The 24,405-nt window shown below is 61.0% G+C and carries 28 protein-coding genes and 1 tRNA gene; 15 read left to right on the top strand and 14 right to left on the bottom strand.

The annotated features are described in order from the left end of the window. Positions 1-803: 803 nt before the first annotated feature. The 3 genes from IIC71_12885 to IIC71_12875 all read right to left on the bottom strand — a co-directional run bounded on the left by IIC71_12885 (position 804) and on the right by IIC71_12875 (position 1,986). Positions 804-1,001, bottom strand: a complete 198-nt coding sequence (locus tag IIC71_12885) for a DUF5615 family PIN-like protein (protein ID MCH7670074.1) — start codon at positions 999-1,001, stop codon at positions 804-806. Next, a complete protein-coding gene (locus tag IIC71_12880; GenBank protein ID MCH7670073.1) occupies positions 1,002-1,634 on the bottom strand; it encodes a DUF433 domain-containing protein in 633 nt (210 codons plus the stop codon). A gap of 100 nt (positions 1,635-1,734) precedes the next feature. Further along, positions 1,735-1,986, bottom strand: a complete 252-nt coding sequence (locus tag IIC71_12875) for a hypothetical protein (GenBank protein ID MCH7670072.1) — start codon at positions 1,984-1,986, stop codon at positions 1,735-1,737. A 104-nt stretch (positions 1,987-2,090) separates the two neighbouring features. Between IIC71_12875 and IIC71_12870 the strand changes: the two genes are divergently transcribed. From IIC71_12870 to IIC71_12860, 3 genes are all read left to right on the top strand, one after another. Continuing rightward, entirely contained in the window at positions 2,091-2,270 is a 180-nt protein-coding gene (locus IIC71_12870) for a hypothetical protein (protein ID MCH7670071.1), read from the top strand. Between the two features lie 47 nt (positions 2,271-2,317). Beyond that, positions 2,318-2,971 (top strand): adenine nucleotide alpha hydrolase, encoded by a 654-nt coding sequence (locus IIC71_12865; protein MCH7670070.1) that lies wholly within the window; start codon positions 2,318-2,320, stop codon positions 2,969-2,971. Between the two features lie 299 nt (positions 2,972-3,270). Further along, positions 3,271-3,522 carry a hypothetical protein gene (locus IIC71_12860; protein ID MCH7670069.1) on the top strand — a complete coding sequence of 84 codons (252 nt, stop codon included), beginning with the start codon at positions 3,271-3,273 and terminating at the stop codon, positions 3,520-3,522. Here IIC71_12860 and IIC71_12855 read toward each other — a convergent pair. Next, positions 3,519-5,315, bottom strand: a complete 1,797-nt coding sequence (locus IIC71_12855; GenBank protein ID MCH7670068.1) for an SARP family transcriptional regulator — start codon at positions 5,313-5,315, stop codon at positions 3,519-3,521. The genes IIC71_12860 and IIC71_12855 overlap by 4 nt on opposite strands. Before the next feature lie 124 nt (positions 5,316-5,439). Here IIC71_12855 and IIC71_12850 point away from each other — a divergent pair, with 124 nt between their 5' ends. Beyond that, positions 5,440-5,691, top strand: coding sequence for a DUF4242 domain-containing protein (locus IIC71_12850; protein ID MCH7670067.1), 252 nt, complete (start codon positions 5,440-5,442; stop codon positions 5,689-5,691). An 815-nt stretch (positions 5,692-6,506) separates the two neighbouring features. On the opposite strand, the gene IIC71_12845 is transcribed toward IIC71_12850, so the two are convergent. Continuing rightward, positions 6,507-7,136 carry a PadR family transcriptional regulator gene (locus IIC71_12845; GenBank protein ID MCH7670066.1) on the bottom strand — a complete coding sequence of 210 codons (630 nt, stop codon included), beginning with the start codon at positions 7,134-7,136 and terminating at the stop codon, positions 6,507-6,509. A gap of 113 nt (positions 7,137-7,249) precedes the next feature. Here IIC71_12845 and IIC71_12840 point away from each other — a divergent pair, with 113 nt between their 5' ends. Both IIC71_12840 and IIC71_12835 read left to right on the top strand, forming a co-directional pair. Beyond that, positions 7,250-7,609, top strand: coding sequence for a hypothetical protein (locus IIC71_12840; protein MCH7670065.1), 360 nt, complete (start codon positions 7,250-7,252; stop codon positions 7,607-7,609). 72 nt (positions 7,610-7,681) lie between these two features. Further along, entirely contained in the window at positions 7,682-7,852 is a 171-nt protein-coding gene (locus IIC71_12835; GenBank protein ID MCH7670064.1) for a hypothetical protein, read from the top strand. A 92-nt stretch (positions 7,853-7,944) separates the two neighbouring features. Here the strand turns inward: IIC71_12835 and IIC71_12830 are convergent, their stop codons facing one another. After that, positions 7,945-8,415 (bottom strand): zinc ribbon domain-containing protein, encoded by a 471-nt coding sequence (locus tag IIC71_12830; protein ID MCH7670063.1) that lies wholly within the window; start codon positions 8,413-8,415, stop codon positions 7,945-7,947. A gap of 197 nt (positions 8,416-8,612) precedes the next feature. On the opposite strand from IIC71_12830, the gene IIC71_12825 reads away from it, so the two are divergent. Then, positions 8,613-10,523 carry a hypothetical protein gene (locus tag IIC71_12825; GenBank protein MCH7670062.1) on the top strand — a complete coding sequence of 637 codons (1,911 nt, stop codon included), beginning with the start codon at positions 8,613-8,615 and terminating at the stop codon, positions 10,521-10,523. A 573-nt stretch (positions 10,524-11,096) separates the two neighbouring features. On the opposite strand, the gene IIC71_12820 is transcribed toward IIC71_12825, so the two are convergent. From IIC71_12820 to IIC71_12810, 3 genes are all read right to left on the bottom strand, one after another. After that, on the bottom strand, positions 11,097-11,345 hold the full coding sequence (locus IIC71_12820) for a hypothetical protein (GenBank protein ID MCH7670061.1): 249 nt from the start codon (positions 11,343-11,345) through the stop codon (positions 11,097-11,099). 449 nt (positions 11,346-11,794) lie between these two features. Then, positions 11,795-13,255 carry a DUF429 domain-containing protein gene (locus tag IIC71_12815; protein MCH7670060.1) on the bottom strand — a complete coding sequence of 487 codons (1,461 nt, stop codon included), beginning with the start codon at positions 13,253-13,255 and terminating at the stop codon, positions 11,795-11,797. A gap of 91 nt (positions 13,256-13,346) precedes the next feature. Then, positions 13,347-14,702: a hypothetical protein gene (locus IIC71_12810; GenBank protein ID MCH7670059.1), complete on the bottom strand. Its 1,356-nt coding sequence runs from the start codon at positions 14,700-14,702 to the stop codon at positions 13,347-13,349. A gap of 81 nt (positions 14,703-14,783) precedes the next feature. Between IIC71_12810 and IIC71_12805 the strand changes: the two genes are divergently transcribed. Continuing rightward, entirely contained in the window at positions 14,784-15,308 is a 525-nt protein-coding gene (locus tag IIC71_12805; GenBank protein ID MCH7670058.1) for a hypothetical protein, read from the top strand. 160 nt (positions 15,309-15,468) lie between these two features. On the opposite strand, the gene IIC71_12800 is transcribed toward IIC71_12805, so the two are convergent. Beyond that, positions 15,469-15,586: transfer RNA gene (locus tag IIC71_12800), tRNA-Ser, on the bottom strand. A 240-nt stretch (positions 15,587-15,826) separates the two neighbouring features. Between IIC71_12800 and IIC71_12795 the strand changes: the two genes are divergently transcribed. Continuing rightward, entirely contained in the window at positions 15,827-16,957 is a 1,131-nt protein-coding gene (locus IIC71_12795) for a DNA cytosine methyltransferase (GenBank protein MCH7670057.1), read from the top strand. Here IIC71_12795 and IIC71_12790 read toward each other — a convergent pair. After that, positions 16,929-17,774, bottom strand: a complete 846-nt coding sequence (locus IIC71_12790; GenBank protein ID MCH7670056.1) for an HNH endonuclease — start codon at positions 17,772-17,774, stop codon at positions 16,929-16,931. The two genes, IIC71_12795 and IIC71_12790, sit on opposite strands and share 29 nt — an antisense overlap. 85 nt (positions 17,775-17,859) lie before the next feature. Here IIC71_12790 and IIC71_12785 point away from each other — a divergent pair, with 85 nt between their 5' ends. Next, positions 17,860-18,252, top strand: coding sequence for a very short patch repair endonuclease (locus IIC71_12785; GenBank protein MCH7670055.1), 393 nt, complete (start codon positions 17,860-17,862; stop codon positions 18,250-18,252). On the opposite strand, the gene IIC71_12780 is transcribed toward IIC71_12785, so the two are convergent. Further along, positions 18,231-18,758 carry a maleylpyruvate isomerase family mycothiol-dependent enzyme gene (locus IIC71_12780; GenBank protein MCH7670054.1) on the bottom strand — a complete coding sequence of 176 codons (528 nt, stop codon included), beginning with the start codon at positions 18,756-18,758 and terminating at the stop codon, positions 18,231-18,233. The genes IIC71_12785 and IIC71_12780 overlap by 22 nt on opposite strands. Before the next feature lie 35 nt (positions 18,759-18,793). Here IIC71_12780 and IIC71_12775 point away from each other — a divergent pair, with 35 nt between their 5' ends. Next, positions 18,794-19,243, top strand: coding sequence for a hypothetical protein (locus IIC71_12775; GenBank protein MCH7670053.1), 450 nt, complete (start codon positions 18,794-18,796; stop codon positions 19,241-19,243). Positions 19,244-19,377: 134 nt separating this feature from the next. Here the strand turns inward: IIC71_12775 and IIC71_12770 are convergent, their stop codons facing one another. After that, positions 19,378-20,241: a LysR family transcriptional regulator gene (locus IIC71_12770; GenBank protein ID MCH7670052.1), complete on the bottom strand. Its 864-nt coding sequence runs from the start codon at positions 20,239-20,241 to the stop codon at positions 19,378-19,380. 74 nt (positions 20,242-20,315) lie between these two features. Here IIC71_12770 and IIC71_12765 point away from each other — a divergent pair, with 74 nt between their 5' ends. From IIC71_12765 to IIC71_12755, 3 genes are all read left to right on the top strand, one after another. Further along, positions 20,316-21,425 carry a phosphonoacetaldehyde reductase gene (locus IIC71_12765; GenBank protein ID MCH7670051.1) on the top strand — a complete coding sequence of 370 codons (1,110 nt, stop codon included), beginning with the start codon at positions 20,316-20,318 and terminating at the stop codon, positions 21,423-21,425. A gap of 38 nt (positions 21,426-21,463) precedes the next feature. Next, on the top strand, positions 21,464-22,303 hold the full coding sequence (locus IIC71_12760; protein ID MCH7670050.1) for a phosphonoacetaldehyde hydrolase: 840 nt from the start codon (positions 21,464-21,466) through the stop codon (positions 22,301-22,303). A gap of 98 nt (positions 22,304-22,401) precedes the next feature. Continuing rightward, entirely contained in the window at positions 22,402-23,010 is a 609-nt protein-coding gene (locus IIC71_12755; protein MCH7670049.1) for a tyrosine-type recombinase/integrase, read from the top strand. Here IIC71_12755 and IIC71_12750 read toward each other — a convergent pair. Next, entirely contained in the window at positions 22,992-23,873 is an 882-nt protein-coding gene (locus tag IIC71_12750) for a hypothetical protein (GenBank protein MCH7670048.1), read from the bottom strand. The two genes, IIC71_12755 and IIC71_12750, sit on opposite strands and share 19 nt — an antisense overlap. 395 nt (positions 23,874-24,268) lie before the next feature. On the opposite strand from IIC71_12750, the gene IIC71_12745 reads away from it, so the two are divergent. Beyond that, a partial coding sequence (locus tag IIC71_12745; GenBank protein ID MCH7670047.1) for a hypothetical protein occupies positions 24,269-24,405 on the top strand: 137 nt, incomplete at its 3' end.

The raw sequence follows: 24,405 nt of genomic DNA, 5'->3' as shown, positions 1-24,405 counted from the left end.
GCGGTGTGTGGTCACGGCCACTTCGACATGGCGTCGTACGACAAGTTCCTGTCGGGCAACCTAGTCGACTTCGAGTATCCCGAGGAAAAGGTCGCCGCCGCCCTCGAACACCTACCAGTGATTAGCTAGCGAAGCCTCGCCCTCAGGCCTATCTATGTTGGTCCGGCGAGCCTCTGATATGAATGCGGCTTCAGAACACGCATCGGACCGTGGTTCAGGCTGAACAGATGGTCGCCATGTGGGTTCGGTATGACTGGGACCGGGGCCAGACGAGGCACTCGCGCTTCAGATTGATGCTGTCGAATGCACGGGCCCCGATGCTCAGAGGCGGTGGGGTGACAACCACACGCGGATCGGTTCTGGAGGACGGCGCCCAGGGACGATCCAATGACCCACTGCCTCATCCTTGATGCGACGGAATACCCGCTATCGTACTGATTCCGTCGGCCTGCCCGAACAGACTCCAACCTCCTTGCTCGGCCTCACACCTGCGTCAGCCCAACTTTCTGGTCCGTAGTGAGAATCAGGGGTACGGGCCACCTAGGCGATTCAGCGGAAACCCTTGTGCCCCTTGGGTTTTCGTCTCTCGCTGGTTCCTACCGTTTGTGGTCGTTTCTCATTCTCCCGCGGACTAAATGCGGACCAAACAAGACCGTCGGTTGGTCGCTCACCCGCGGACAGCGCTCAGTCAGTTTCGTACCGAGGTGGATGGTACGCGATGGCTGTCCGCTTGACCTCGAAGACTCCGATGTTGTGATGCTGCACCTGCGTGACTAACTCGTCGATATGGATCTCGAGCAGCTCTACCGCCTCAAGCTGATGACACTTGAGAAACGCATGCTGGCCGAACGTGAACTTGCGACGCCGACGTAAATCGCGACAGCATCGTCGTCCGCTCCTCCAATGCCCGCATCGACCACACTCCAACACTTGTGTCCACGCTGCCGGAGGAACGAACCGACCGCTAGGACGTCGACATCCTCATCGAGCACGAAGCGCATCTACGCAACCGCTGACGAACTCGCCTCCGCCGCCCTGATGTCGCGCTCGGTCAGGCTTGGGAAGGCATCGAGAATCTCCGAAGTTGTCTTCCCCGCCTCCAGGTAACCCCTCACTGCTTCGACAGGCACCCGTGTTCCGCGAAAGACCGGTTTGGATGCCTGAACCTTGCGACTCTTCTCAACCACGCCAGCATCGGTTTCACTTCGCCCCAGCCGTTCCTGTACTCGAGACCGGATCGCGTGGAGGTCAATCACCTGCCACATCACTCCCACGAAGGGGCGACGCGAGTCCTCCCACGTTCCGTCGTCGTGCTGGAACAACACTCGCTCACCTGACAGTGCGAAGCGCACCTCTCGGAGCGGGGACTCGTAGCCCTGTTCCCGAAGGTAGCTGATGATTCCCCGAATATGTTGTAGGGACACTCCCTGGTGCCGCAGCTCAGAAGCGGCGACCAATTCCACTAGACGCGGCAGGGAGTACAGGCGAACGACGTTGCGCGGGCTGATCTCCCGTTGAATGTCGGGCTTGATCAGATCGGTCCTCTCCCAGTAGCGGAGCCGCTGGCGACTGATCGCTGCAATCTCGGCTGCCCGCTTGTCTGGAACCATCATCTCGTCGTCGGGGTAACGCACCTCAGCTCCATCTGCCGGTATCCATGTCAGAATAACGCCACGCTCCGACAGAATGGCGAACCTGCTTCAACTGAACGTGCACGCGGTACGCCGAATCCCGCTATGCGTGGGAGTGAGCTTTGCCGATTGTCTCTGTGATCAACCAGCGTCCGGCGTTTCCGACCGCAACCCCGATGGCTGCGTTCACAGCGGCTAGCGCCGCCGCACCGACGAAAAAAGAGGATCCAGAGTCAACATCGGTAACGACCAACAACACAGGCCATGCCACTGCGACAATCCCAATGGCCCACCAACCGAGCCGTCCGGCGAACAGGCCTGCGAGCAGTCCGACGAGAATGGCCACGGGGATCATGCAATCAGCGTACTGCGCTCAGACATGAGTCGAGTCTTTCGCAGCTGATCGATTCCAGACCCGGCCTTGGCCCGGTCATCGGGGGGCTAGAGTCCCAGCTCGGGATGAGTATTGCAGTCCACGACCTGATCGAACCGGACCGATCCAAGGCGCATGTGTGCCGGCGAGTTCAGCCGGCAGTTCTGACGGGACGAGTTCTCGAGCGGCTTCGAGCCGCTGAGGTCGCTGCCGCCGAACGAGGTGCCCTCGGCGCCCTTCAGTTGCGGGTGGTCGGAGGACAGTGACCGTCGGGCTCAACTCCGCAGACCAGTCGGGTCGTCCTCGGGCGCTGATGTCGTGGAGTTCTGGCAAGGACAGCGCCTGGGCACTGCACACCGTCCGTCAGCGCGGTGACCTTGATGTGGTCGCGTTGTTGACGACGTTCAACAGTCAATTCGACCGGGTTTCAATGCAAGGTGTGCGCCGCGACCTCGTCGATGCACAGGCTCAACGAGTTGACCTGCCAGTGTGGCCGGTCGAGCTCCCGTGGCCGTGCACCAACGACGAGTATGAGCAGCGCATGGCCACGGTCATCGAACGTGCCCATGACGAGGGGATAACGAGAGTGGTGTTCGGTGACCTGTTCCTCGAAGACGTGCGTGCCTATCGCGAGGAGAGACTTGCCGGGACCGGCATCGAGCCGGTGTTTCCAATCTGGTGCGGCCCGGCGGGCACCCGTGCGCTTGCTGACGAGATGATCAAGACAGGGCTCCGGGCGGTGATCACCGCACTTGATCCCCGTCAGCTCGATGAGTCCTTCGTGGGCAGGACATTCGACGCTGAACTACTCAGGGACCTTCCCGCCGGAGTGGATCCCTTAGGAGAGAACGGCGAGTTCCATACGTTCTGCTACGCCGCCCCCATCTTCGATCCCCCAATCGAATGTACGATCGGAGACATCGTCAACCGCGACGAGTTCGTCTACGCCGACCTACTCACCAAATAGCCGTCGATACAGCGTACGTTGCCACGCAGGTCGTCCACTGTGCGCCGTATCGTCCCGCAGGCAGTAACGAGCCGGACAGCAGCTCTGCCGTGTGAAGGTCTATCAAGGGGATTCTGCTACCTGCGAGAACAGTCCGGAATAGCTCCTGACCTGAGATTTCGTTGCGTATTGATGCTCATTGATTCGCGTTGTTTCTCAGCAAGACGCGTCTTATGCGCGTCCTGGCGAAGCGAGCAAGCCGATGCACTCGATTGAGCACAGCCGGCATGAGCCAAGCGAGTCCCTGTAGCCTCGTGTGCATGGAGAGCCCCAAAGACGCTGTTGATTCGCCACCCAAGGTCATTCCGATGGGCCTTGCCAGCGAGGTCAACTCTGCAGGAACTCTTCGGGTTGGGCTCCGCTCGTACTACTCAACCCACTTCCTCGCTGCTGCTCAGGACGCTGCTACCAGGGCCACCGAACTGGAAGCCGGCCTCGTCGAGAGGCATGGCAAAAGGTTCACCCAAACACACCATTCACCCAGGGACAACGCCCCCGGTTGTCACAGCTAGGGGTCGACAAGCCGATCGAGCGCAGGGTTGTCGATGTCAGCAGCCAGCAGCCGGGCAGCGGCCGCGTCACCCTTTCTGCCCATGGCCGCACCGTGGAGCAACGCTCGAACAATGAACTCCTTCATGCCCGTTCGTGACGCCAGGTCGCGCATCGAGTCGATCCAGTGCTCGGTGTCGACATGTCCGTGCTGTCTCCCGAGCGCACATTGTGTATCGAGGATGTAAGCATCCATCCAGATATACGTGTCAGCGAGCCGATTGCATCTCACCCGTGCGTCCGTGATGACTTCGAACGCGTGTTTTGCGTCGCCTTTCGCGTCTGCAAGTAGCGCAAGACCTCTCGCAGCTAATCCCTCCCAGCAGGGATCGCCGAGCTGACAGGCTCTAGCAAAGGCCTGTTGGAGTATCTCAGATGCCTCAGGGATGTGGCCACGGGCCAGTTCGACCTCACCACGCAACGCCTGAGGCCACGGCATGAATGCCAGCCAGCGGCCGCGCTCGCTCAGCTTGATCGCGGCGTCGAGCGTGTCCGCGGCCTGGTCAAGATCCTTCCGCAGGAGGTGGATGCGGCCGAGCATGGACACCGCATAGGCCTCGCGTCGAACGTCTGCGACTGCACGCGATGCTTCTACGGCCTCCTCGAACAGAGCGAGGGCTTTCCCATAGTTTGCCCGGTCGCTCTCCACGCTGCCCAGGACGGCGAGAATCTTCGCCTTCAGTGAGTCCGACCCGCCCGCAAGGCGGAGCGCGTCCGTGAGCCATAGCTCGGCTCGGTCGTACCGCGCTCTGAGGAAGTCGACGTAGCCGAGCTCGGCCCGGGCCTGCGCCACCAGGTCCTGCCGGCCGTGTTCACGCGCTATTTGACTGGCGGTGTGCAGAATGGCGGACCCCTCTTCGTCGAGACCGCGCATCGAGTGAATCAGCGCCTCTGCCAACGCGATTCGTGAGGTGGCTCGGAGTGGATGTGAGTCGCCGCCATCGGCGAGGACGACAGCGGTTCGAAGCGAGAGAACGCCAGCTTCTACAGCTCCAGCACTGATAGCAGCCGATCCGGCCTCCACGATTGCATCGACCGATACCTCAGACACGAGATCGTCGGCTCGATTGACAGGTTCGCTCATCGCGGTCTGAACCGCAGGCCCGGGAGGCATGTCAAGCTCCCTGGTGAACATCTCTGTGCAGGCTGCCAACTGCCTTTGGGCTGCTGCTTCGTCTCCTGCCATCCGATACAGCCTGATCAAAAGCGCCTGGTGGTTCTCCTCGAGTGGATTCATCCCGACGACTCGAACCGCGTAGTCGATTGCGTCCTCCAGCGCTCCGAGCGACATCGAAGAAAGGGCGGCCTCGTGAAGGATCGCTTCGGACGCGGCAGCGATATGACGTTGCTCGGAGAGGAGCCAGGACTCGAATGCGGCGGCGTCCCGAAATGCCATGCCGTCCAGCAGCTCCGCACCCAGCCCGGGTAAACGTACTGCGTTGGCCGAGAGGCCCCGCGTGACGACCTCGACGTCGACAAGAGTTCCCGCGGGGAGGGCCAGCACCACCGGGTCGCCTTCGAGAGATGCGTCGTTGCCGAGGGCACGCCGGATCTCACTGAGGCCCCAACGGAGGGCGCGGAGCGGGTCATCCGCCTCCGCGAACAAAAGGGAGGCCAACTGGCTGCGAGTGGGTGGACGCTCCCGCAGAATCAGATATGCCAATAGTCCCCAGCTCTTGCGACTGCGGAACCGATACACATCGTCCGACCCGCGATCAATCGATGGACGACCGAGAAGGTAGATGTACTGACCCATGCACCGCGAAATATGGCCAAACCGGCGTATCTGTCAAACGGCCCGTCAAACACCCGCGTTGTTTCATTCACTCGACACGGGATCCCGGTGCTCGAATCGGGACCACGAAAGGAAGGAGCGGGTCATGCCGCTGTTCATGGACGTCCATAACATCGAGGGTGGTATATCGGCGAGTGACGTCGCCGGTGCCCACAAGGCCGATCTCGACACTCAAGGCGCATACGGAGTTGAGTACAAACGCTACTGGGTCGACGAAGAGGCAGGGAAGATCTTCTGCTTAGTCGAGGCCCCGGATGCGGAAGCGGCCAACACCGTTCACCGCGAGGCTCATGGACTCGTTGCCGACGAGATATTTCTGGTGAGCGAACACTCCTGACAAGCTCGGGCTGCCCCGATGGGGCGGACGCGTTGGGTCACCGATTGAGGGGACAGCTCGGAAACAGGGGAGTCCCGGCGTCAGCCGGGACTCCTCCCATTTTCCCGTGGACCAGGGGAGCTCCGAGTCCCTGAACCCTTGGCCCCAGTCGAGATCAAGGGTCGCACAGACTTGGCGAATCGGGGCGAACCCTTGCGATACTGAGCCTCGACGCCTTGCCCGTTCTCACCCTTGTTTGTTATTTCTCATCGTCTCGCGGACTCTTGTGGGTTCGGCACGGGCGTCCACCGTTCGCGGCTGCGCATATGAGCTTTGAGCGGGGGGAGTGCGACGATGTCTTTGGCGCATCCGCTGCGCGTTTGGAGGCAGCGATGTCCTGAAGCGACGCCACCGGCAGATGGTCTACACCTCGCCCCTGGGAAAGCCGCTACGGATTTCCAACTTCCGGTGCCAGGTCTGGGGCACGCCCGTCGCCGACGCGCGGGTGCCCGCGGGACTCCGCATTCACGACGTGAGGCATGTCTGAACGGCCCTGCTCATCACAGGGGCGCACCCCAAAGCGATCCAGGTGCACTTCGGTCAATCATCGATTTCGGTCACGATGGCCCGCTGAGGGGTACCTCTTCCCGTCCGATATGGAGGCTCTTGTGGTGGCGCTCGACGAGGCTCGCAACAATGCGCTCGCGGTGCAGATTCGGACCAACCGCGGACCAGCGGTCATCAAGCTGGTTGGCCAATAGGCGAAATCCCGTGCGCACAAGGGATTCCGGTGGAACACCCGGAGGGACTCGAACCACCAACCTTCTGATCCGTAGTCAGTTCAGTGGTGATTGGTCCTGGGCGAGGAGGCGTGTGAGAGTCTCGGTGCGTGGGGTCATTCCGAGGTCTTGGGTGGTTGGCCATTCATCGATCTCGTCTCGCGCGAACTCGATCCACCGTTCGAAGGTTTTGAACATCTCGATTTGGAAGGCGGCGAAAAGAACCGAGAGATGTATTCGTTGTGGGAAGGGGTGTCCGCCATCGAGGTAGCAGCCCATGAGTTCGACAATGGCTTGGTGGTGTTCGCCGATGTCGTCTTCGAACTCGTCGAGGGCTCCGAGTACATCTTCGCGTGACCCGTGATCGGCGAAGAGCACCCTCAATAGAGCTTCGATCTCGAGTCGAGGTGGCTGGGTTCTGGTCCGTGTCCACTCGTTGAGCGCCTGGCGACCTTCTCCGGTGATCGTGTACACATTGCGGGTTCGCTTGCCGCTGTCTTCTTGGTGAACAGTGGCGAAACCGAGTTCGACCAGCTTCTTGGGTTCGGCGTAGAGGAGACGCTCCGACTTGGGCCAGGCGTAGCGGAGGCTTCGTTGCGCTTGGTGCGTGAGTTCGTAGCCCGTCCATGGTTTGAGAGCGAGGAGGGCAAGGACTGCATATGAGGATGTTGTCGTTCTCGGTGGCATGCACTTGACTCTACTGCAACATGCAGTATATTGTGTACTGCAACTTGCAGTACAGGTGGGCTCGATCCAAGAAGGGCGACAACGCCTGTACGAGCCATAAGGAGATGATGCGAATGAAGAGCAACGTCAAAGACCTACCAATCGCCCATGAGGCCCTGGGAGAGATGATCAGAGGACAGGACTGGGGCGGGATGACCAGTGCCTACATGCAGTACCCGACCGGCCTCGACTTCACCCCTCTGCTCAAGGGTCTGGAGCGCGACCATTGTCAATGCCCGCACTGGGGGTTCGTCATAGAGGGCAGCATCAGGGTGAACTACGAGGACGGCACCGAAGAGGTCGTGGGCGCAGGCGAGATCTACTACTGGCCCCCCGGTCACACAGTTGTGGTCGAGGAAGCGATCAGGATGGTCGAGTTCAGCCCCCACGACCAGATGTCACAGGTGCTCGCCCACGTCGTTGGCAAGCTGTAGGAGAGAACCCGATCAGGGTTACAAATCGCGAGAAGTAGTGGGGCCCTTGCCCAGACCGATTAGGAGGACATCATGGAGATTGCCCAGCACATCGCAGTCGTTGGACAGGAAGCGAAGCTCTTCGCGCAAGCAGCAGAGCACGGCGGACTCGACGCGGACATCTCGACCTGCCCAGAGATGAAACCGTCGGCCAGTTTTGCACTTTCTCCGCGACGGTTGGTTTGTCGAGTGTCCCTAGAGTGAGGTATCTCGCGTTCGGAAGCTGACGATCAGGATTCCTGAGGCTCCAACCAGGCTTCCGATCGCGGCCATGGCGACGAGCCATAGGCCAATTCCTACGCTGGCGCGCCCCGTACCCGTAGCGTTGAAGATGCTGATGGCATCCACGGCTGACCGAAGTGATTCGTACACGATCCACGACGCGAGCGCAGCGCAGCGAACGCGGTCATTGAACCGATTTTCGATCTGCCCTGTGAGATTACGACGGCCCCTCCGAGGGCGATGATGACACCCAACACAAGAGTCACAATTCCGTCGCCCTCCGTGCCTGGAATACTGACGGTTCCAGTCAAAGGAATCGTTGCGGTCCGCCATGGTATGAGAGAACCGACCGAGAGTAGAGCACCAGATGCGATCGCTGTCCACCCTCGGACGGTCGCCTCCCGAGCGGCGGCACCCGCCGGGCTTGATTTGGGGGGCGGAGCCTCGGGGCCTTCGCGATCCACCAGGGGATGACCACAATTGGGGCACGTGAACGCCCGGTCGGACACGGTATGACCACACTCTGGGCATTCCGCAAGTGACATCGGTTCTCCCGCCTCTCGCCAGCGACACGGTACCGGTGGCACCCTAGCGTTGCAAGCGCCTCCGCAGCTCGGTCATGTCCAGTGATGTGGTGTATGGGTGATACCGCGTCGGTCTTGTTGTCTTCTTTTGTCCGCTTGTTGGGCATGTTGCGGCATTCCTCCAGGTGGTCGTCAGGAGTTCGGGTAGTGTTCGCGTCATGCGCAAGTCCTACGGACCTGATGACGAGGAAGCCTTTTACGCGGCTAGGGATGAATTGTCGTCGCGCTTTGAGCTGAGTCCTCATGGGCACGACTTGGGCTGGGTCGCGGCTCAGGTGATGGATTTCAAGTGGGGCTATCTGGATGGAGATCTCTCCCGATGGGAGCGAGTAGAGGTTGAGGAGATCCTGCTAGGTCTGTATCCGGCGAAGGTGATGCTGGATCCCGATGATCTCGATCAGGTGGTGGCCGGGTTCGCAGGCTTCTTCCGGTTCCTCGGTGATGATGGGATCGTGCCGGCGGGCCAAGCGGCCCGTTTGGCCGAGCGGGTCGAACTGCTTGCGCCACGGTTTCGTGTCGCTGTAATGGATGAGAGCAACTGGTCGATGGGCAAGCGGCTGTGGAGCCAGGCTCAGTCCGAAGGTGTCGACCCGTCTGACGCCGACGGTATGCAGCGGTTCATGGAAGATTTCAACCAGCGGTCCTTCGCCGAACGGAACGCAGTGCTGGGGCCGTTGCCGGGGACCGATGCGTCTTTCCTCGGGGGCGGCGTGATCCGGCCGCTTCCACCGATCGTGCTGCCGCCCACCGGCGAGTTGGAGTCCGCAGCCCGGGACACCGCATTGCTCGTGCGGCTCCGACGTCTGGTCGACTACGTCGGCGCCGGCCGCCCATTAACGGACACGGGTAATCTCAAACTCGCCGACGGCAAGGCTCTGGTCGGGCTGTTGGATAGTGGAGACCGGTTCGATACGCAGATCGGCGACCGCGTGTTCAAGACGAGGTCGAGTGCCAACCTTGGAGGGGTCGATCTCGCATTCCGGATAGCGGTCGAATCCGAGATGCTGACACGTAAGGGTAAGAAGCTGCTGCCCGGACCCAACGCCGACTGGGTCGACGATCCACTTGCAGCACTCTATGGAGCCTGGCTTGTCGTTCTCAAAACCATCGGCCCCACTCAGCACTGGTATCGGAACCATCGGTACGGCTGGGATTGGTACGCCGAGGAACTCGACGCCTTACTTCCCATGATCCTGATAGATCTATACCGGCATGGCGACACACCGATCGAGGAGATCGTCGAGGACACCTGGGTCCACCTCCATGCCCGCTTCAATCTCGACGACCTACCCTCCGATAAGAGTGCCTTCCACCGGAGCCTCGTCGAGGATTCCATCCGCAGAGCGTTCGATATTCTGAGCGAGTTCGGCACGACCCGTGTCGAAGATGTGACCGAGATCCCTACCAAGTATGGCGGAACCGACCGCACCGACGGCGTCGTCGGGCTGACGCCGCTCGGGAAGTGGGCTGTCCAGCGTCTCGTTTCGAAGGTGACTTCGGCGCCTATCGTGGGAGCGTTGCGAGAGTCGACTGCCGCCGATCTGCTTGCAGCGGCGTCGGATATTTCAGAGGCGGAAGCCATTGCAGAGATCGACGCGTGGATCGAGCACCGTGGCGACGATGCAGCTCGACAGCTCGTGGAAGCATTGCACACGGCCGACGAGACGGGCCGTGGACTCGGGTTCCGGGCGCTGCTCCGCATAGGCCCCGGAGCCGTGCACGCGGTGAGCCTCCTTGAGGACGACGACGAACTTGGCCTCTACGTGACTGTATGGCGGATAGATACGCTCAGCGGCAGCCGCGACGAGATGGACTGTTCCGGCGATGCGGAACGGTTCGTGCGCTTGCTGGGCGTCGTAATCGAGTTGTGGGGACCGGTGGCAGCCGTCGGCGCCTGGGCGGGACCCGCCGCCGGCGCCGACGGCCTCCTGTCAATGGTCGAACAGGCGTGGCGCGTGAAGTTGCCCGAAACCGAGCAGGTTCTCTCCGCGATAGGCGACGGGCACCCTGACAAACCGACCGCCAAGGCGGCCCGAAAGGCTCTCTTCAAATACCGTACCGCACAATGACGCCATGCCGAGTGGTCTCGGTTGGCAGACAAGCGTCCGCGGCCGATCGGCGTACCCATCGCGAGCACCGAGGTCGAAAAGTCGAGTTGTCCCTGGAAGGGAGTTCCGAAAGCACACGTCGCACTGTGCCGCGTCTTCTTACAGACACGCGAGTGGACGGAGCAGCCCGCGGACGTCATCCGGTAGACGCGTCCATCTCGCTCCCGAGGCCTTGCGCCGTAGGGACTTCCCGGATCGCCCGGAGGGACTCGAACTCCCAACCTTCTGATCCGTAGATCTCCAAGCCGTGTCCACAGGCGTCCACAGCCGTCCACACAGTCCTGAACGAAAGGGTTTCGATTCCACAGGCGTCCACTCCTGTCCACAGCCGTCCACAGGGAATGGCTCCCAACTTGGCTCCCACGGCGGGCAAGAGGCCCGGTGACAGGACTATCGGGAATCGCTGGCCGCCGACGTCCAGGGGAGGCCTAGATGTGGCGAATCAGCAGTCCCTTGCTCGACTAGCGCCAGCCGGATTCCGCCTCCGTAGGTTCTTCCGATGCTACGAATAGATCTATGGCGAGCAAGAAGAGATTACGCGTTACGGGCCGCCCTTACCGCAGCGCGTTTCGTAACGTCTGAGGCAAGAACAGCCGTCAACTCCTCCCAGCTGATCTTGACTCCGTTGGCCTTTGTCGTCCTGCCCTTGCACCAGATGATTGAAGTTTTCGTGACGTAGCAGTCACCGAGATGGCTCGCACCGTCGGGTGATTTGACCTCGAATTCAATGCCCTTCGATTTCACTTCCATATCGACAGCGAATTCCTTGATTAGGACCTTCATCGCCCCTCCTTCGGTTCGTGCACTCGCTTCAAGCCGAGCGAAGCGTAGTGTCTCGATCGCCTCCCACCATGCTTTCGGCACAGCAAATGGTCGCAATCGGGTCGCCAACATCCATCGGCGAGAGCCGTACACAGCCGCACGACCCCCTGAGCAAGGTTTCAGTGGCACGCCCGGAGGGACTAGACACCCCAACCTTCTTATCCGTAGATCTCCAAGCCGTGTCCACGGGCGTCCACAGCAGTCCAAACAGCCCGGAACGGAAGGCTTTCGATTCCGCAGACGTCCCACAGCCGTCCACACAAGTCCAGGGCGAATGGCTCCCAGATTGGCTCCCGACGAGGGTGCTGGCCATCGCTGGACGAAGACTCTCGCTGCCGGAGCATCCGGGCCCATGAACGGTCCTAATGCTCAGAGTCTTCAGCGCGCTGTTGTTGCCGCGGTGATCCTGTTCAAGACCCTCGATATCGAACGAAGTCGCGGTACGTCGCAATTTCGATGCCGGAGGCTGTTCGCGATCCCACGAGCACCGTCGGCACGGAAACTCCGACTGGCCACCGTTCAACCATCTCGTTCAGAATTCCGAGCATCCTCTTGGGTCCGTAATGTGGCTTCCGCTTCCCATACTTCTCGAAGTTGTCGAGGATCACCATGTATGTCGCTAGCGAACGGTCACCATCGAGGGCCGCGGCACTGTAAGCCTCGGCAAACACCGCGAGCTTCGACAGATCGGCTCGGATCGCTTTCGGCGTCGTCGGCTTCGTCGTGGATCCTGTGGCCTTGAACTCGGTGACGATGCTGAATTGGTTGAGCATCACCCCCGCGTGCTGCAGTGCGGGGTCTCTGGTAGCGGTGTGGCGAGCATCGATCGCTGGGATCTTCGAGACCGATAGGTCGGGGAAGAATTCGTTCCCCTTCTCCGTGAGATCTGGCAGTCGGATCGCGTTGGGTGCGATCTCGACGAGTCCGTCCCGGGTCACATGGGTCTCTCGATAGACCCGGGCGAGGCCGAACTCAGCTACGACTGCGGTGGCGTACCAGGCCTGAAATGTCGCCTCATTCGCCTGGAGGTCAATGCAGGATCGCATGAAGTTCCCGACGGCAATCTCAAACCGTTCTTCGTCCCGGCTCAGGTCCGACGAACCTAGAGGTGTCGATATCAAGCTCGGGTTCGCGGAGTCGGGTTCGCTCGCCTCGACGTTAGATCCGGATGGGACAGCGATATGCCCATACGTCGAATCGCCGTAGATGGTCACTCGCTCTGGATCGTGTTGCCAGAGACGGGCGATCCACGCGCATATGCGGGCATCGAGGAGATCTTCGATTCCCTTGAGGCTGGCACCGCCCGTGCTCTCCGTGATGTCGAGTCTTGGGGCGTGAAGGGACGGCATAGCGCTTGCCAGTTCGGCGATGAGGCCCTCGAGGGTGCGAAGTCCGGCGCGGCGTTCGGCAACGTTGCCCTTCTTGTACTTGAGCCGACGATCAAGCCCGAAAACTTCGACGATCGCGGGATGTGGATATACCTCCAGGACAACCCTCTGTGAATCGGACCACGGATCCCCAAACCCCAACTCTCCGAGACGAGCAGCGAGATCCTCACCCCGGATGCGGCCATGACTGCCGATGAGTCGCCGGCGGTTCGACGAGTGTGGAGCGGCGTGCCGCGATCCATAGACACGAGCGACCTCGTCTTCACATGGGCGTCGGCCCGTCTCGTTCGCGACAAGGAGGGGTGCGTCGATCGCGACTGTCGCGTGCTCATCGGCGAGAGCGGCGACCCACTCAACGATGTCGTCATCAGCAGCCAGGAGTCGTTCGTCGACCACTCGGCCCTTGCTATCGACCGCAACGCAGCCAGACAGGTTGCGGTCAGACCAGGCCAAATCGATCCCGATTGCCGCGGCTTCCCTCACGAGGTCAACCTACGCATTGCTGCCGGCGAGCCAGAGATCTGTCGTTGCGAGCCCGGTATCGGGATCCGGGTCTCTCGAGAATCGTTCGCGGTCATGCACTGACTCCGAGCTCATCCCGCATGGCCTTACCAATCTCTCTGAGGCGGTAGTCCGACAGCATTTGCCGACTCGGCTGCTTGCTGCCCGCAACCCGGTCGAGCAGGGCAGCAACAAGCAGGCGGTAGCCCGTCTCAGCGGCGAGAAACGCCTCGCGATGAGACGGGCCAGCGCCCCTGAGGTGTTTCAGGTCGTTGTAACTGTCCCAGAATTGCGTCGCCCACAGATCGGCCGGACCAGCCCAATCGGTGAACGCCACACCGACGTGCTGGGCCAGTGCTGCAGCGACGTTGATCCCTCTGCTCGCCCACTGGGTAGATCGGCGATGAGTTGCGACCCACTGTTCAATTGCTGCTGCCACTTCGAGAAGGCGGACTTCAGGGGAAGGGCTTCCGTATCGGATGTAGTTCGAAACAGGTGCCACTGATCGCGGGAACCGGTCGTACAACTTCATCCATCTTCTCACGCCGACGGCTCCTCCGACGTCGAAGAGGGAGAACATTGGGGGCTTCCCGCGATCTGCCGCAAGGGCTGGAGGCGAATCTGACATTAGCGCGCCGCTCCACATCGGTGCTCCGTGCTCCTGGCCCGGGGAGCCTGCCTGCATGTGGTCGATGACGATGTGGCCGTCATATGCAAGCCCCAGCAGGTCCTGTACCTGTCGGAGCCGGGTGAGGAGATCGAATGAGGAGGACCCAGTTCTCATGATGGAGACGCGAAGCCCCATTTCGATCGATAGGCTCCGCTGGGAGTCCTGCGATGTTGACCAGTGAGCGGCGAGTCGTAGCGTCGTCGAGGCGTTCAGCGGAACAGTGAGATCCGGAGTGTTCTTGAGCTTGATCTGGAGCTCTTGAACGCGATTATGCTCGTCCGTTGTAGCGCTCTGGTCCACCGCCTCGAAGCCGCCCCACTGGAGCAAAGAATTTCCGTTCACGTCCATCGAGACCGAATCCAGGTCCAGGCATGTTGCGTCTAGCGGCTTGATGTCACCGAGGACGCTGTGAGCGACGTACCTGTGGACAGATGCACGTCCGCCACCGAAACTCATCGTTGTTCCGGTTCGATACACGTCCGGGATCAGCACTCCGCCATGTTGTGTATACCCGACCAGACCGATCGCCTCAGGTGTTTCGAAGGCCTCGGAAGCATCTTCGACTAGAAGAACGACGGAGACTGCATCGTCGTCTCGGCGAATGTAACCGCTACGAGGCTCGTCCGTCTCCAAGTCCGGAAACGACCCCGAAACAACCGGCCAGAAGAAACCAAGTCCACCCTCTAGGATCTCGGACAAGCGGTCGGCCACGCAGTACCTCTCCGTCGCGGATGCAGCGATTCTCGGGACCGTCGCCACGATCAGATCCTACGCTGTTCGAACAGTGTCGATTGTGCAGTTGTCCCTGTCGGGAACGTTGAGTTTGGGTAGGGTCGGCACATGAAGAACACCAAGCCGAGTCCCAACTCAATAGCGCTGGCGGGCGAATTCGCCACGCTCTCCCAACTGGCGTTGCGAGGTTACGACGCAAATCTGACTCTCGGCAACACGAAGAACGTCGACATCCTGGTTTCTGACCCGGAGTCGGGTCGTATGTACAAACTCGAGGTAAAGACCAGCAGCTACCTCAGCAAGAAAGGAAGCGCCGCGAAACGCTCGAAGCTGTTCGGCTACAACTACGAGTGGATCATGGGCGAGAAGCACGAAGAGATCGTGGACCCTTCCCTCTTCTATTGCTTCGTGAACTTCGCGGGCGACGAGGGGACGTCGTTCCGGTTCTTCATCTTGCCGAGCAAGGTTGTGGCGGAGTATGTAGGCGCGCAGCATCAGCTTTGGCTCGACCAAGATCCCAAACACAAAGACACAGCGATGCGGGTGTTCCGACTAGCCCTTGAGAAGGACGACCGTCCGCTGCCTACTCCAACCGCCAAGCGATACGAGAACAACTGGTCCTTCAAGAGGTAGAGCGACGCTTCGTGACTGATGCCGTCCTGACCAAACCAGTGTGTTGGTCGGCCGGATCGTCGATCGAGCGACGAACGACTCCCGAGAATGGCTCCCAAGCGTCAGACGGTCAAGGTACCTCTGTCATGAGAAAGCCCTTGCAGTGCATGGGCTTTCAGAGCACGCCCGGAGGGACTCGAACCCCCAACCTTCTGATCCGAAGTCAGAATCGGGGGTCCGGTTTCCGGTGGTGATTTGGCGGGACCTCTTGTGCCCCTTGGGTTTTCGCCACGCACCGGTTCGCGCCGCTTCCCGTCCCCCTTCTCCTCCGGCTGTCCAAATGCGGACCATGGGAAACGGTTGGTCCGCCGGTGCTCACCCGTCGACCGCCACGGGGCATGTTCGGCTCCCGACACTCTCAGTCTGAGCGACCCGATAGTGGGCGAAAATCGTGGCGCACCCACGAACTCACTATGACGAGTTTCTGTCGGAGCGATCTTGTAGTGTTCGGGGAGAAACTACATGCCTGGGATTTTCACATGACTCACAAGCAACCGGATGGAAAGCACACCGTTATTGATCTCTTCGCGGGCTGTGGCGGTATGACTCAAGGGTTCGTCGACTTGGGGTTTCGCCCGGTTCTTGCTGTCGAATGGGAGTTGTCGGCGGCGGCCACGTACGCGTCCAATTTCGGCGAGGATCACGTCTTTTTGGGTGATATCGGTGACTTGCCGGATGCCTCCGTGCCGGAGGTCGATGTTGTTATCGGTGGCCCGCCATGTCAGGGTTTTTCGAACCTCGGTACTCGTGACCCTGGCGATCCACGCAACAAGCTTTGGCGTGAGTACGTTCGCGTGGTCGAATCCGCAAGACCGAAGATGTTCGTCATTGAGAACGTGGACCGGTTCCGGTCGTCGCACGAGTTTGGTCTTCTCCAGGAGGAGATTCGTTCGGGTGTGTTGCAGGACTACACCATCGATGTGGCCATCCTCAACGCAGCAGACTTCGGAGTGTCGCAACGTCGTCGTCGGACGGTTGTCGTTGGGTCGCGGATCGGACGACCGGAGCTACCCGTCCCTCGTTATACGCGGGACGGGGGCGGTAGTCTCGCGTGGCGCACCGTTCGAGACGCTTTCGCTGATGTTCCGTACGAAACTGCGCCGCCGGATCTCCCAGACTCCAGAGTTGAGTTCTTCGGTCGGACTCTCCCCGGAGTCTTTAAGGCAGCGGACCTCCATCTGGGCAGGAATCCGAGGCCCTTGTCGCTCGAGCGGTACGACTACATACCTCCGGGAGGGGGTCGATTCGACTTGCCCTATGAGTTGATGCCGGACTGCTGGCGCAATAAGCCGTCCGGGACGACCGACGTGATGGGTCGGATGCGTTGGGACGCTCCGTCGCTCACTATTCGTACCGAGTTTTTCAAGCCTGAGAAGGGGCAGTACCTCCATCCTGAATGGACGCCGGACGAGCCCGAGTCGCGTGTCAACAGACCGATTACCCATTGGGAAGCCGCACGCCTTCAGGGGTTCCCCGACGACTTCTCGTGGTGCGGCAAGAAGATCGAAATTGCCCGGCAGATCGGCAATGCCGTCCCGGTGGGCCTAGCGCAGGCCATTGCCGGTAGCGTCCTTGACCAACTCAAGGCCCCAATCCCGATGATTGCCTAGCCCGGTGACACTCATTGCAGAGGGTCCGCAGATTGTTGTCGTCGTTTCCACCTCCGTCTGCCAGCGGGATGATGTGATCTACCTCTAGCCAGATACGGTTCTCACGGTCAGGCCCCCGTCCGCAAATGACACAGACGTGGCCGTCTCGTTCGAGTATCCGCTCGCGTTGACCCGCGCCGACAGCGCGTTCGGAAGCAGGTATCGGTTCGGGGTCCAGCAACACGTACTCTCCGGGGCGTAGTTCCGGGTTGTCCTTATGGGACTCGATTCGGAGACCGTGCTCGGTTCGCATCTCTCGCACCCGCCTCGGACCGGAACTGATCTTCGAAACGTATACGATATCCTTTGTTGTGACGATTTCACCGAGGCGTGCGCGGAAGAGAGCCTCGATTCTCTGAAATGCGGACGTGCCCCGGCGCCTGATCTCGTTCATCACGGTCCACTTCTTCGCGACTGCGGGGTTAGGTTCGATCGAAAGCAACCTGTAGCCCGACCCCGTGGCTTCCACGTCGTATCCGAATTCCACTCGAAGCTCCCGAATGCGGCGGGCGGACTCCTGTATTCCGGAGGCATGGCGCAGAAAGTCGGCGGAGACCTCGTCCGGCGAGGCGGTCTTCAGGAGTTCGAGGATGACGTCTCGCCCTGAGCTGCCACCCCTCAACCGACGTGCCATCTCCTCGATGGCGACAGCAGCCTCGATCACTTTCCGCTGGTTATCACGTTCCGAATCGGTCTCGTCAACGAGACGGAGCGCAGCGATTGCCTTGGCAGCGAGTTCAGCGAGGGGGAGATTGTCTGGGGAATCGGTGGGCGTCACCGGTTGGATGGTACCGTAAAGCCTCTCGTCAAACCGGGAGTCGACCGTGCCCGACGTGTTCAGCCAAGAAGAGCGAAGCCGGATCATGCGCCGGGTCAAGAACCGCGATACAAAGCCCGAACTCGCCCTGCGCGGTGCTCTGTGGGCGCTCGGCGTTCGCGGTTGGCGTTGTCATCGGCGCGACCTGCCTGGGCGCCCGGACATCGCATTCGGCCCGGCCAGGCTCGCCGTGTTCGTCGACGGAGCCTTCTGGCATGGGCATCCCTCGAAGTACAAAGCTGGGCAAAGTGGCGAGTTCTGGGACCGCAAGATCGCGGAAAACATAGCCAGAGATAGTCGAGCGAATGTCGAGCTCGCTGCAATCGGGTGGGCTGTGATCCGATTGTGGGACTTCGAAGTGTTAGGGAACCCCGTTGAAACAGCAAACCGAGTGAAGGATCGGCTGCACGATCTCCGCTATCCCCGACTCGGGGAGTAGCTTCGGACACCTGGACTGAACCGGGAGCTTCGCCTGTGCAGCGGGAGGCGAGGACGGAGCAATCGCTTCCAAGTTTCAGCGCGCTCCTGTCGTGTTGCCTCTCTCTCTGTTCTGCACCCGCCATCGGTCGAACAGGCGACAGAATGGGAAAAGGGGAAGGCATCGGCTCGTGGCGCGAACGCGGCGAGCAGTTCATCGATTCCGTCGATGGCGAACGTTGGGTCGAACTCGGACGCGATGCCGGCAGCGTTCTCGGCGTCGAACCGATGTATCGCCGTTTCGTGCGCCTGGCGCCTGGCCCACATCGCAAGGGGAGACGGTGCGGGGAGGAAGGTGAAGGACTCCACATCGGGCGGCGCTGATTCGAGTGCATCAACCAGGTTGGCGTTGGTGTCCAGATACCAGTTGATCAAATCGCTGTCGTCTGGCCAGAACACAGCGCCGCGGCGGACTGTTCCCGATCGGGCCAAACCTCGAGATTGGTGGGCGGCGTGTACAAGAAACAGAGCGGCGAGTGGTAGGAGAACAGAGGGGTAAGATCTTGATTAGGCGATTTCTACGCTTCCTCATCGAGGACTCGTACCCGATCGGGTTCTTGTCGGGTATTGTCATCGCCCGCTCGTTCTGGTTCCCGTGTTGGGGCTACGGCCCGGCTGTTTACGTACTCGCCCTGCTTACCTTGGCTCGCCTCGCCACGCCCCAAATCACCGCCCGAATGGCGATCAAGACCCGACACACTCCGGCATCGACTGACCGGTCCACGAGGAGACATGCCCGGGCGGCGGTCGCGACACACAACCCTCCCCACACCGCGTTCGCGACAGTAGGGATGCTTGGCCGAGTGATAACCGTCGCTGCCGCCTCGGCGTCGCGAGAACACCTCGGCAAGCCGCCAGTGGCTCCGCATCTGGGTTTAGTGCCGTCGCTGCGACAGTACCGAGGGGAGAAGCCGCTTCAATCGGCTGGTCCGGACCGTCAGCTCGTGGCGTGACAAACAAGTACCTCTAAGGTCGCTACGAGACCTTCGTCGGATTCGAGCGATGTCGGGCATCGGTCGAAATGACATCACGGGAAACTGATCTTTCGTGGATCTGAGCCTCACGGGGACCCGATAGCGGCCCCGGTTCAGGTCGCGGCGGTGAGGGCGACGTCGCAGAAAGCGCGGATCAGGTGTGAGCTCTCTCGCTCGTGGAGGTGGGCCAGGAAGTATTCGGTCCTGATCGTCACATCGTCGAAGGCCACAGTACGAAGGCGCGGATGGGCCACAAATTCGAAGTCGGCGACGACGCCGATACCCATGCCTCGCTCGACGGCTTTCCAGACGCCTTCGCGGCTGCCGATCTCCAGCACCTGCTCGACGCTGACGTCTGCTCGACTCAGGGCGATATCAAAGGCCGTTCGTGTGGTCGAGCCTTCCTCGCGCATCACGACCCGCTCGTTGCTCATCTCGTGGATGGAGATGGTCGAGCGGTCGAAGAACCGATGATCGGCGTTGACGAAGGCCACTACCGAATGGGTGCTGTAGGGCAGCATCCGCACACGGTCGTGGCTCTCGAGATGGGCCGTGACCGCGACATCGGCCTGGTAGTCGAGGAGTCGCTCGATCGTCTGTTGTGAATTGCCCAAGAGAACCGTGACCTCGACTCCGGGGAACCTCTGCTTGAACTCGCTGATCATGTCGATGGCGTGAAACGGGCCGACCGCGGCGACGCGTAGGCGGCCAGCGGTGAGGCCCGCGTGCGCTTCTAGGAGGCTGTGGGCTTCGTCGTCGAGGCTGCTTATGCGTACCGTCAGCTCGAGTAGCTTCTTTCCCACCTCGGTGAGGACGACCTTTCGGCCGATCCGATGGAAAAGGTCGACGTTGTAGCGGGCCTCGAGTGCTCGGACCTGCGTCGTCAGCGTGGGCTGGCCGATGTGGAGCACCTTGGACGCGGCGGTGAAACCACCATAGGTGGCCACCGCGTGAAACGAACGAAGCTGTGTTCTTATCATCTAGAAAATCAATATATCCTATTGAAGACATGTATTAGACGAATATCTACCGGAGAGTTATCCTTAGCCCGGTGTGGACCTACACGAACCCGGTGAAGATCCGATTCGGCGCTGGCAGTTTCCAGGCCCTCGCTTCGGCGATCGAGGGTCGGCGCTACGCGGTCGTCACCTACCCCGACGAGGGGTTTCGGCGCCTGGTGGCTGGTTTGGCCGAGAACGCCGGGGACCCCGCTCTGGTGATCGACGACGTGGCTCCCAACCCCGACCTCAAGCTGCTCGGGTCACAATGTGGCCGGTTCGCCGAGCTCGACAGGCCCGTTGAGTTGATCGTTGCCGTCGGCGGGGGATCGGTCCTCGACTCGGCCAAAGTGTTCGCTTTAGCCGCTGGCGACTTTGACAGAGTCCGAACCTGTCTCGAGGCCGGACAGCCCTGCACTACCGAGGTCATCGCGATGATCGCCGTGCCCACGACCGCCGGTACCGGCAGTGAAGTGACGTGTTGGGCGACAGTGTGGGACAACGCTGCTGGAAAAAAGTACTCGCTATCCCGGCCGGCCCTGTATGCCGAGACCGCGATCGTCGACCCAGAGCTGATGATCGGCAAGCCGCGTGCCCTCACCGTTTCGACTGGACTCGACGCGCTGTCGCATGCCTTGGAAAGCATTTGGAACGTCAACGCCAATCCGGTATCGGCCCGATTCGCGGTCGCGGCCGCACGTGAGATCCTCGACTGTCTTCCCCGGCTGATCGAGGATCTGGCGAACCTCGACCTACGAACCCGGATGGCCGAGGCAGCCCTGTTCGCAGGCCTGGCCTTTTCGAACACGAAGACGGCGATCGCCCACAACCTGTCGTATCCCATAACGCTCGACTACGACGTCCCCCACGGAATTGCCTGCTCATTCACGTTGCCTGTCGTTCTCGAAAGCGTGGCTGATCTCACCGGTTTTCGCGGATCGGCCCTGAGGGCGATTCACGGCGATGATCTCAGTGCCGGCGCCCGGTCACTCAAGAGCTGGATGGTGTCGCTCGGAGTTGCCACCGGCGTCGAGGAGATCGGTATTGCGATCGAGAGATGGGATGACATCGTCACGGCCGCCTTCGTCGGTGAGCGGGGACGCAACTTCGTCGGCGACAAGACGAGCTTCGGCGCGGCTGCGAAGTCTCTCGAGTTGGTATGACCCAGCCGTAGTAAGAAATCAAACCGAAGGAGATTGCCATGTCAGAATTCGTTTACAGCCGGTCCTACCGCGGCGAGGTCCAAGCCCTCGTGCTCGACTGGAGCGGGACCACAGTCGACGCCTACGTCGTGGCGCCTGCCGTCGTCTTCGTCGAAGTGTTCCTTAGACAGGGCGTCGAGATCTCCATGGCCGAAGCACGCGGTCCGATGGGTCTGCGCAAGGACCTCCACATCGCCGAGCTGACCCGGGATCCTGCCATCCGCGAACGCTGGAAGAAGGTCTCAGGCAAGTACCCCGATCAGAGCGATGTCGACGCGATGTTCGCCGACTTCGTACCGCTCCAACTCGACTGCCTGCGGAACTACACCGACCTGCTGCCCGGGATCGCCGATGTGATCAGCCGTTTGCAGGCGAGTGGCATCAAAATCGGCTCCACCACCGGGTTCACCCGGGTGATGGTGGATGTTCTCGAAGAAGAGGCAGAGAAGCAGGGCTACACGCCCGACGCGTCGGTCGCCGGTGATGATGTCGTCCACGGCGCACGACCTGCGCCGCACATGCTCCTTCGTAACCTGGATCTGATGGGCGTTCACCAGATCCAGTCGGTGGTCAAGGTCGATGACACGGTTTCGGGGATCGGCGAGGCGCAGAACGCCGGCTGCTGGGGGGTGGGCGTGGCTCGCTATTCGAACTACATGGATGTTGACTCACCCGAGGAAGGTGCAGCCATGTCCGACGCCGAGATCGCCCAACGGGTCGCCAAAACCCGCGACATCCTGGAGAGGGCCGGCGCGCACTACGTCATCGACAGTCTGAGCGACATCGAACCGGTCATCGCGGACATCAACACCCGGCTAGCGCGCGGCGAAAAGCCCTGATGCCACGCAACGTCCTGCTGATTGTCGTCGATCAATGGCGGGGCGACATGCTGCCGTGCCTGGGGGCCGACTAGCTGCACCTGCCGAACCTGCAACGGTTGAGCTCAGAGGGCGTCACCATCACGAGCGCCGTCGGCTACGGCGGGGAAGGCTCCCAATCGAGCACCGACAAGAGTCGGGCAGGAGAACGCACCGCATTTCCCGTAACCTCAAGACGAAGAAGTCGAGGAGAACACTCCATCTCACGCCGGCTCTCGACGGGCTGCTCCGGTCACACCGGGCACCGCAAGCTCAAGAACGGCTGGCCGCCGGACCGGGATGGGAGGAATCGGGTCTCGTGTTCACGATCGGCAAAGGCACGCCGGGACGATCCCGATAACTTTGCCCACTACTTCCGCCGACTGTGTGCCCGTGCCGACGTCGGGCACTGGACACCGCACGAGCTGCGCCACTCCGCTGCCTCGATCATGCTCGCCCCTGGCACTCCGCTGTGGGTCGTCTCCGAGGTCCTCGGCCACGCCTCGGTCCCGATCATCAAGGACATCTACGGACACCTCATCGGCGGCGAGAAGCAGGAAGCGACCGAGGCGATCACGGATGTGCTGTTCGACAACTCCCAGTCAGCGGACGGCCTACACGTAATCAGGGAGCATGACACGACGCGCGCGAGCGGCGATGGTGTCGGGACCTACCGCACAATGCGATGAAGGAAGCGGATCGCACCTTCCACCCTGTTCTTTATCGCGACGAGCTGCCGAAGGTCGAACCGGCCTGCGGTGCCGTGCGTTCCATCGTTGAAGTCCCGGAACAGCGCGATCACATCTTCGATATCATCGTCGACGAAGGCTTCGAGGTCCAGATCGTAGGTACCCCGCTTGTCAAGACAGTGCCGTATACGAGCACGGCGCGTAACGCCGCCCTTCTCGGTCCTGTCGGCGTGCGGGTTGGCTGCGATCACCTGGTCATCCGGCGCTTCATCCTCGAGGATCGTCGCCAGGATCTCCCGGGCACTCGTGCAGAAGTGGCGAGCAGCATCCGGATTATTCGGACTCAGGGAGAAGAGCGCGCCGTGCCATCGGGCATCCAAATCAGGTGAAATCTCCACGAGTTCGTGTGTGATGGATGTGCTCTGTAGCGACAGATCGGAATCGGTCGCGCCCTCTGGCCCTCGCTCGGTCAGAAGTGCGTTCAGGACTGCAACGCTGTTGGCCGTCTCGCCCTCACTGAGGTCGAATAGGTCCGCTCCACCGTGCCACGTACCGGCCTCGGCTGAGGCTTCGATTCGAGAGAACGACTGCTGGAGCGTCAACACCGATCTCTGGGATGCGACGTATCGGGTCGTGGTTCTCGAGGAGATCAGACGCGCCACCTCACGTTTGAGTCGCTGTCGGTTAGCCCGAACCCGTGAATTGTGCGCTGCCAAGTCCCTGTTGTAGCTGTTGACGGCGCGGTTCACATCGCTGTTGTACTTACGGACGGCGCTGTTGTATTTGTTGATGGTCTGGCGCTGCTTCTGCTGCGCCTGGCGAATCCGGCTTCTCATCTGCGCCGGTGTGATATTTCGTGCCACGCTGAACCCTTAGTCCGGCGGTGTCGCTGTCTGCGTCATCGATTTGTATGGATTCTAGCCCAACCTCGGGCCGCAGACGAACACCTGTTCGACAAGAGAACTGTCTCACAGGTGATGGATCAGCAGCACGGGAGGTCTCCGGCGTGGTCACCCATGCCGACGTTTCCGGAGATCGACAAGGCCGGGCTCCGAGCGTGGGAGTGCCCCCAGGACCCAGTCAGTTGGGAGCCTGAATCGTGCAAAGAACGAACGGTTGGGCCCCGAGATTGGCTCCCGAGGCCTATCCGCTGCCCAATGCCCTCACCCACGACGCGGCGAAACCCCTGCTCTCGGGGGCTGTCGTATGAATGTGTGGGGTTCTCGCGTTTTGGTGTGCCGCGCGGGACAATGGTGTCATGGTGAATGTACGTACTGTTGAGCGGGATCAGTTGTTGTTGATGCCACCGTCGTTGTCTGACTGGTTGCCTTCGGATCATTTGGCGTGGTTCATTGTTGATGTGGTCGCCGAGTTGGATCTGTCGGGGTTCTATTG

This window comes from Acidobacteriota bacterium (genome assembly GCA_022562055.1).
Classification (GTDB): Bacteria; Actinomycetota; Acidimicrobiia; order Spongiisociales; family UBA5794; genus BMS3BBIN02.
Note: the sequence above shows the minus strand (reverse complement) of the source record. Positions and strands in the feature narration are given on the sequence as shown.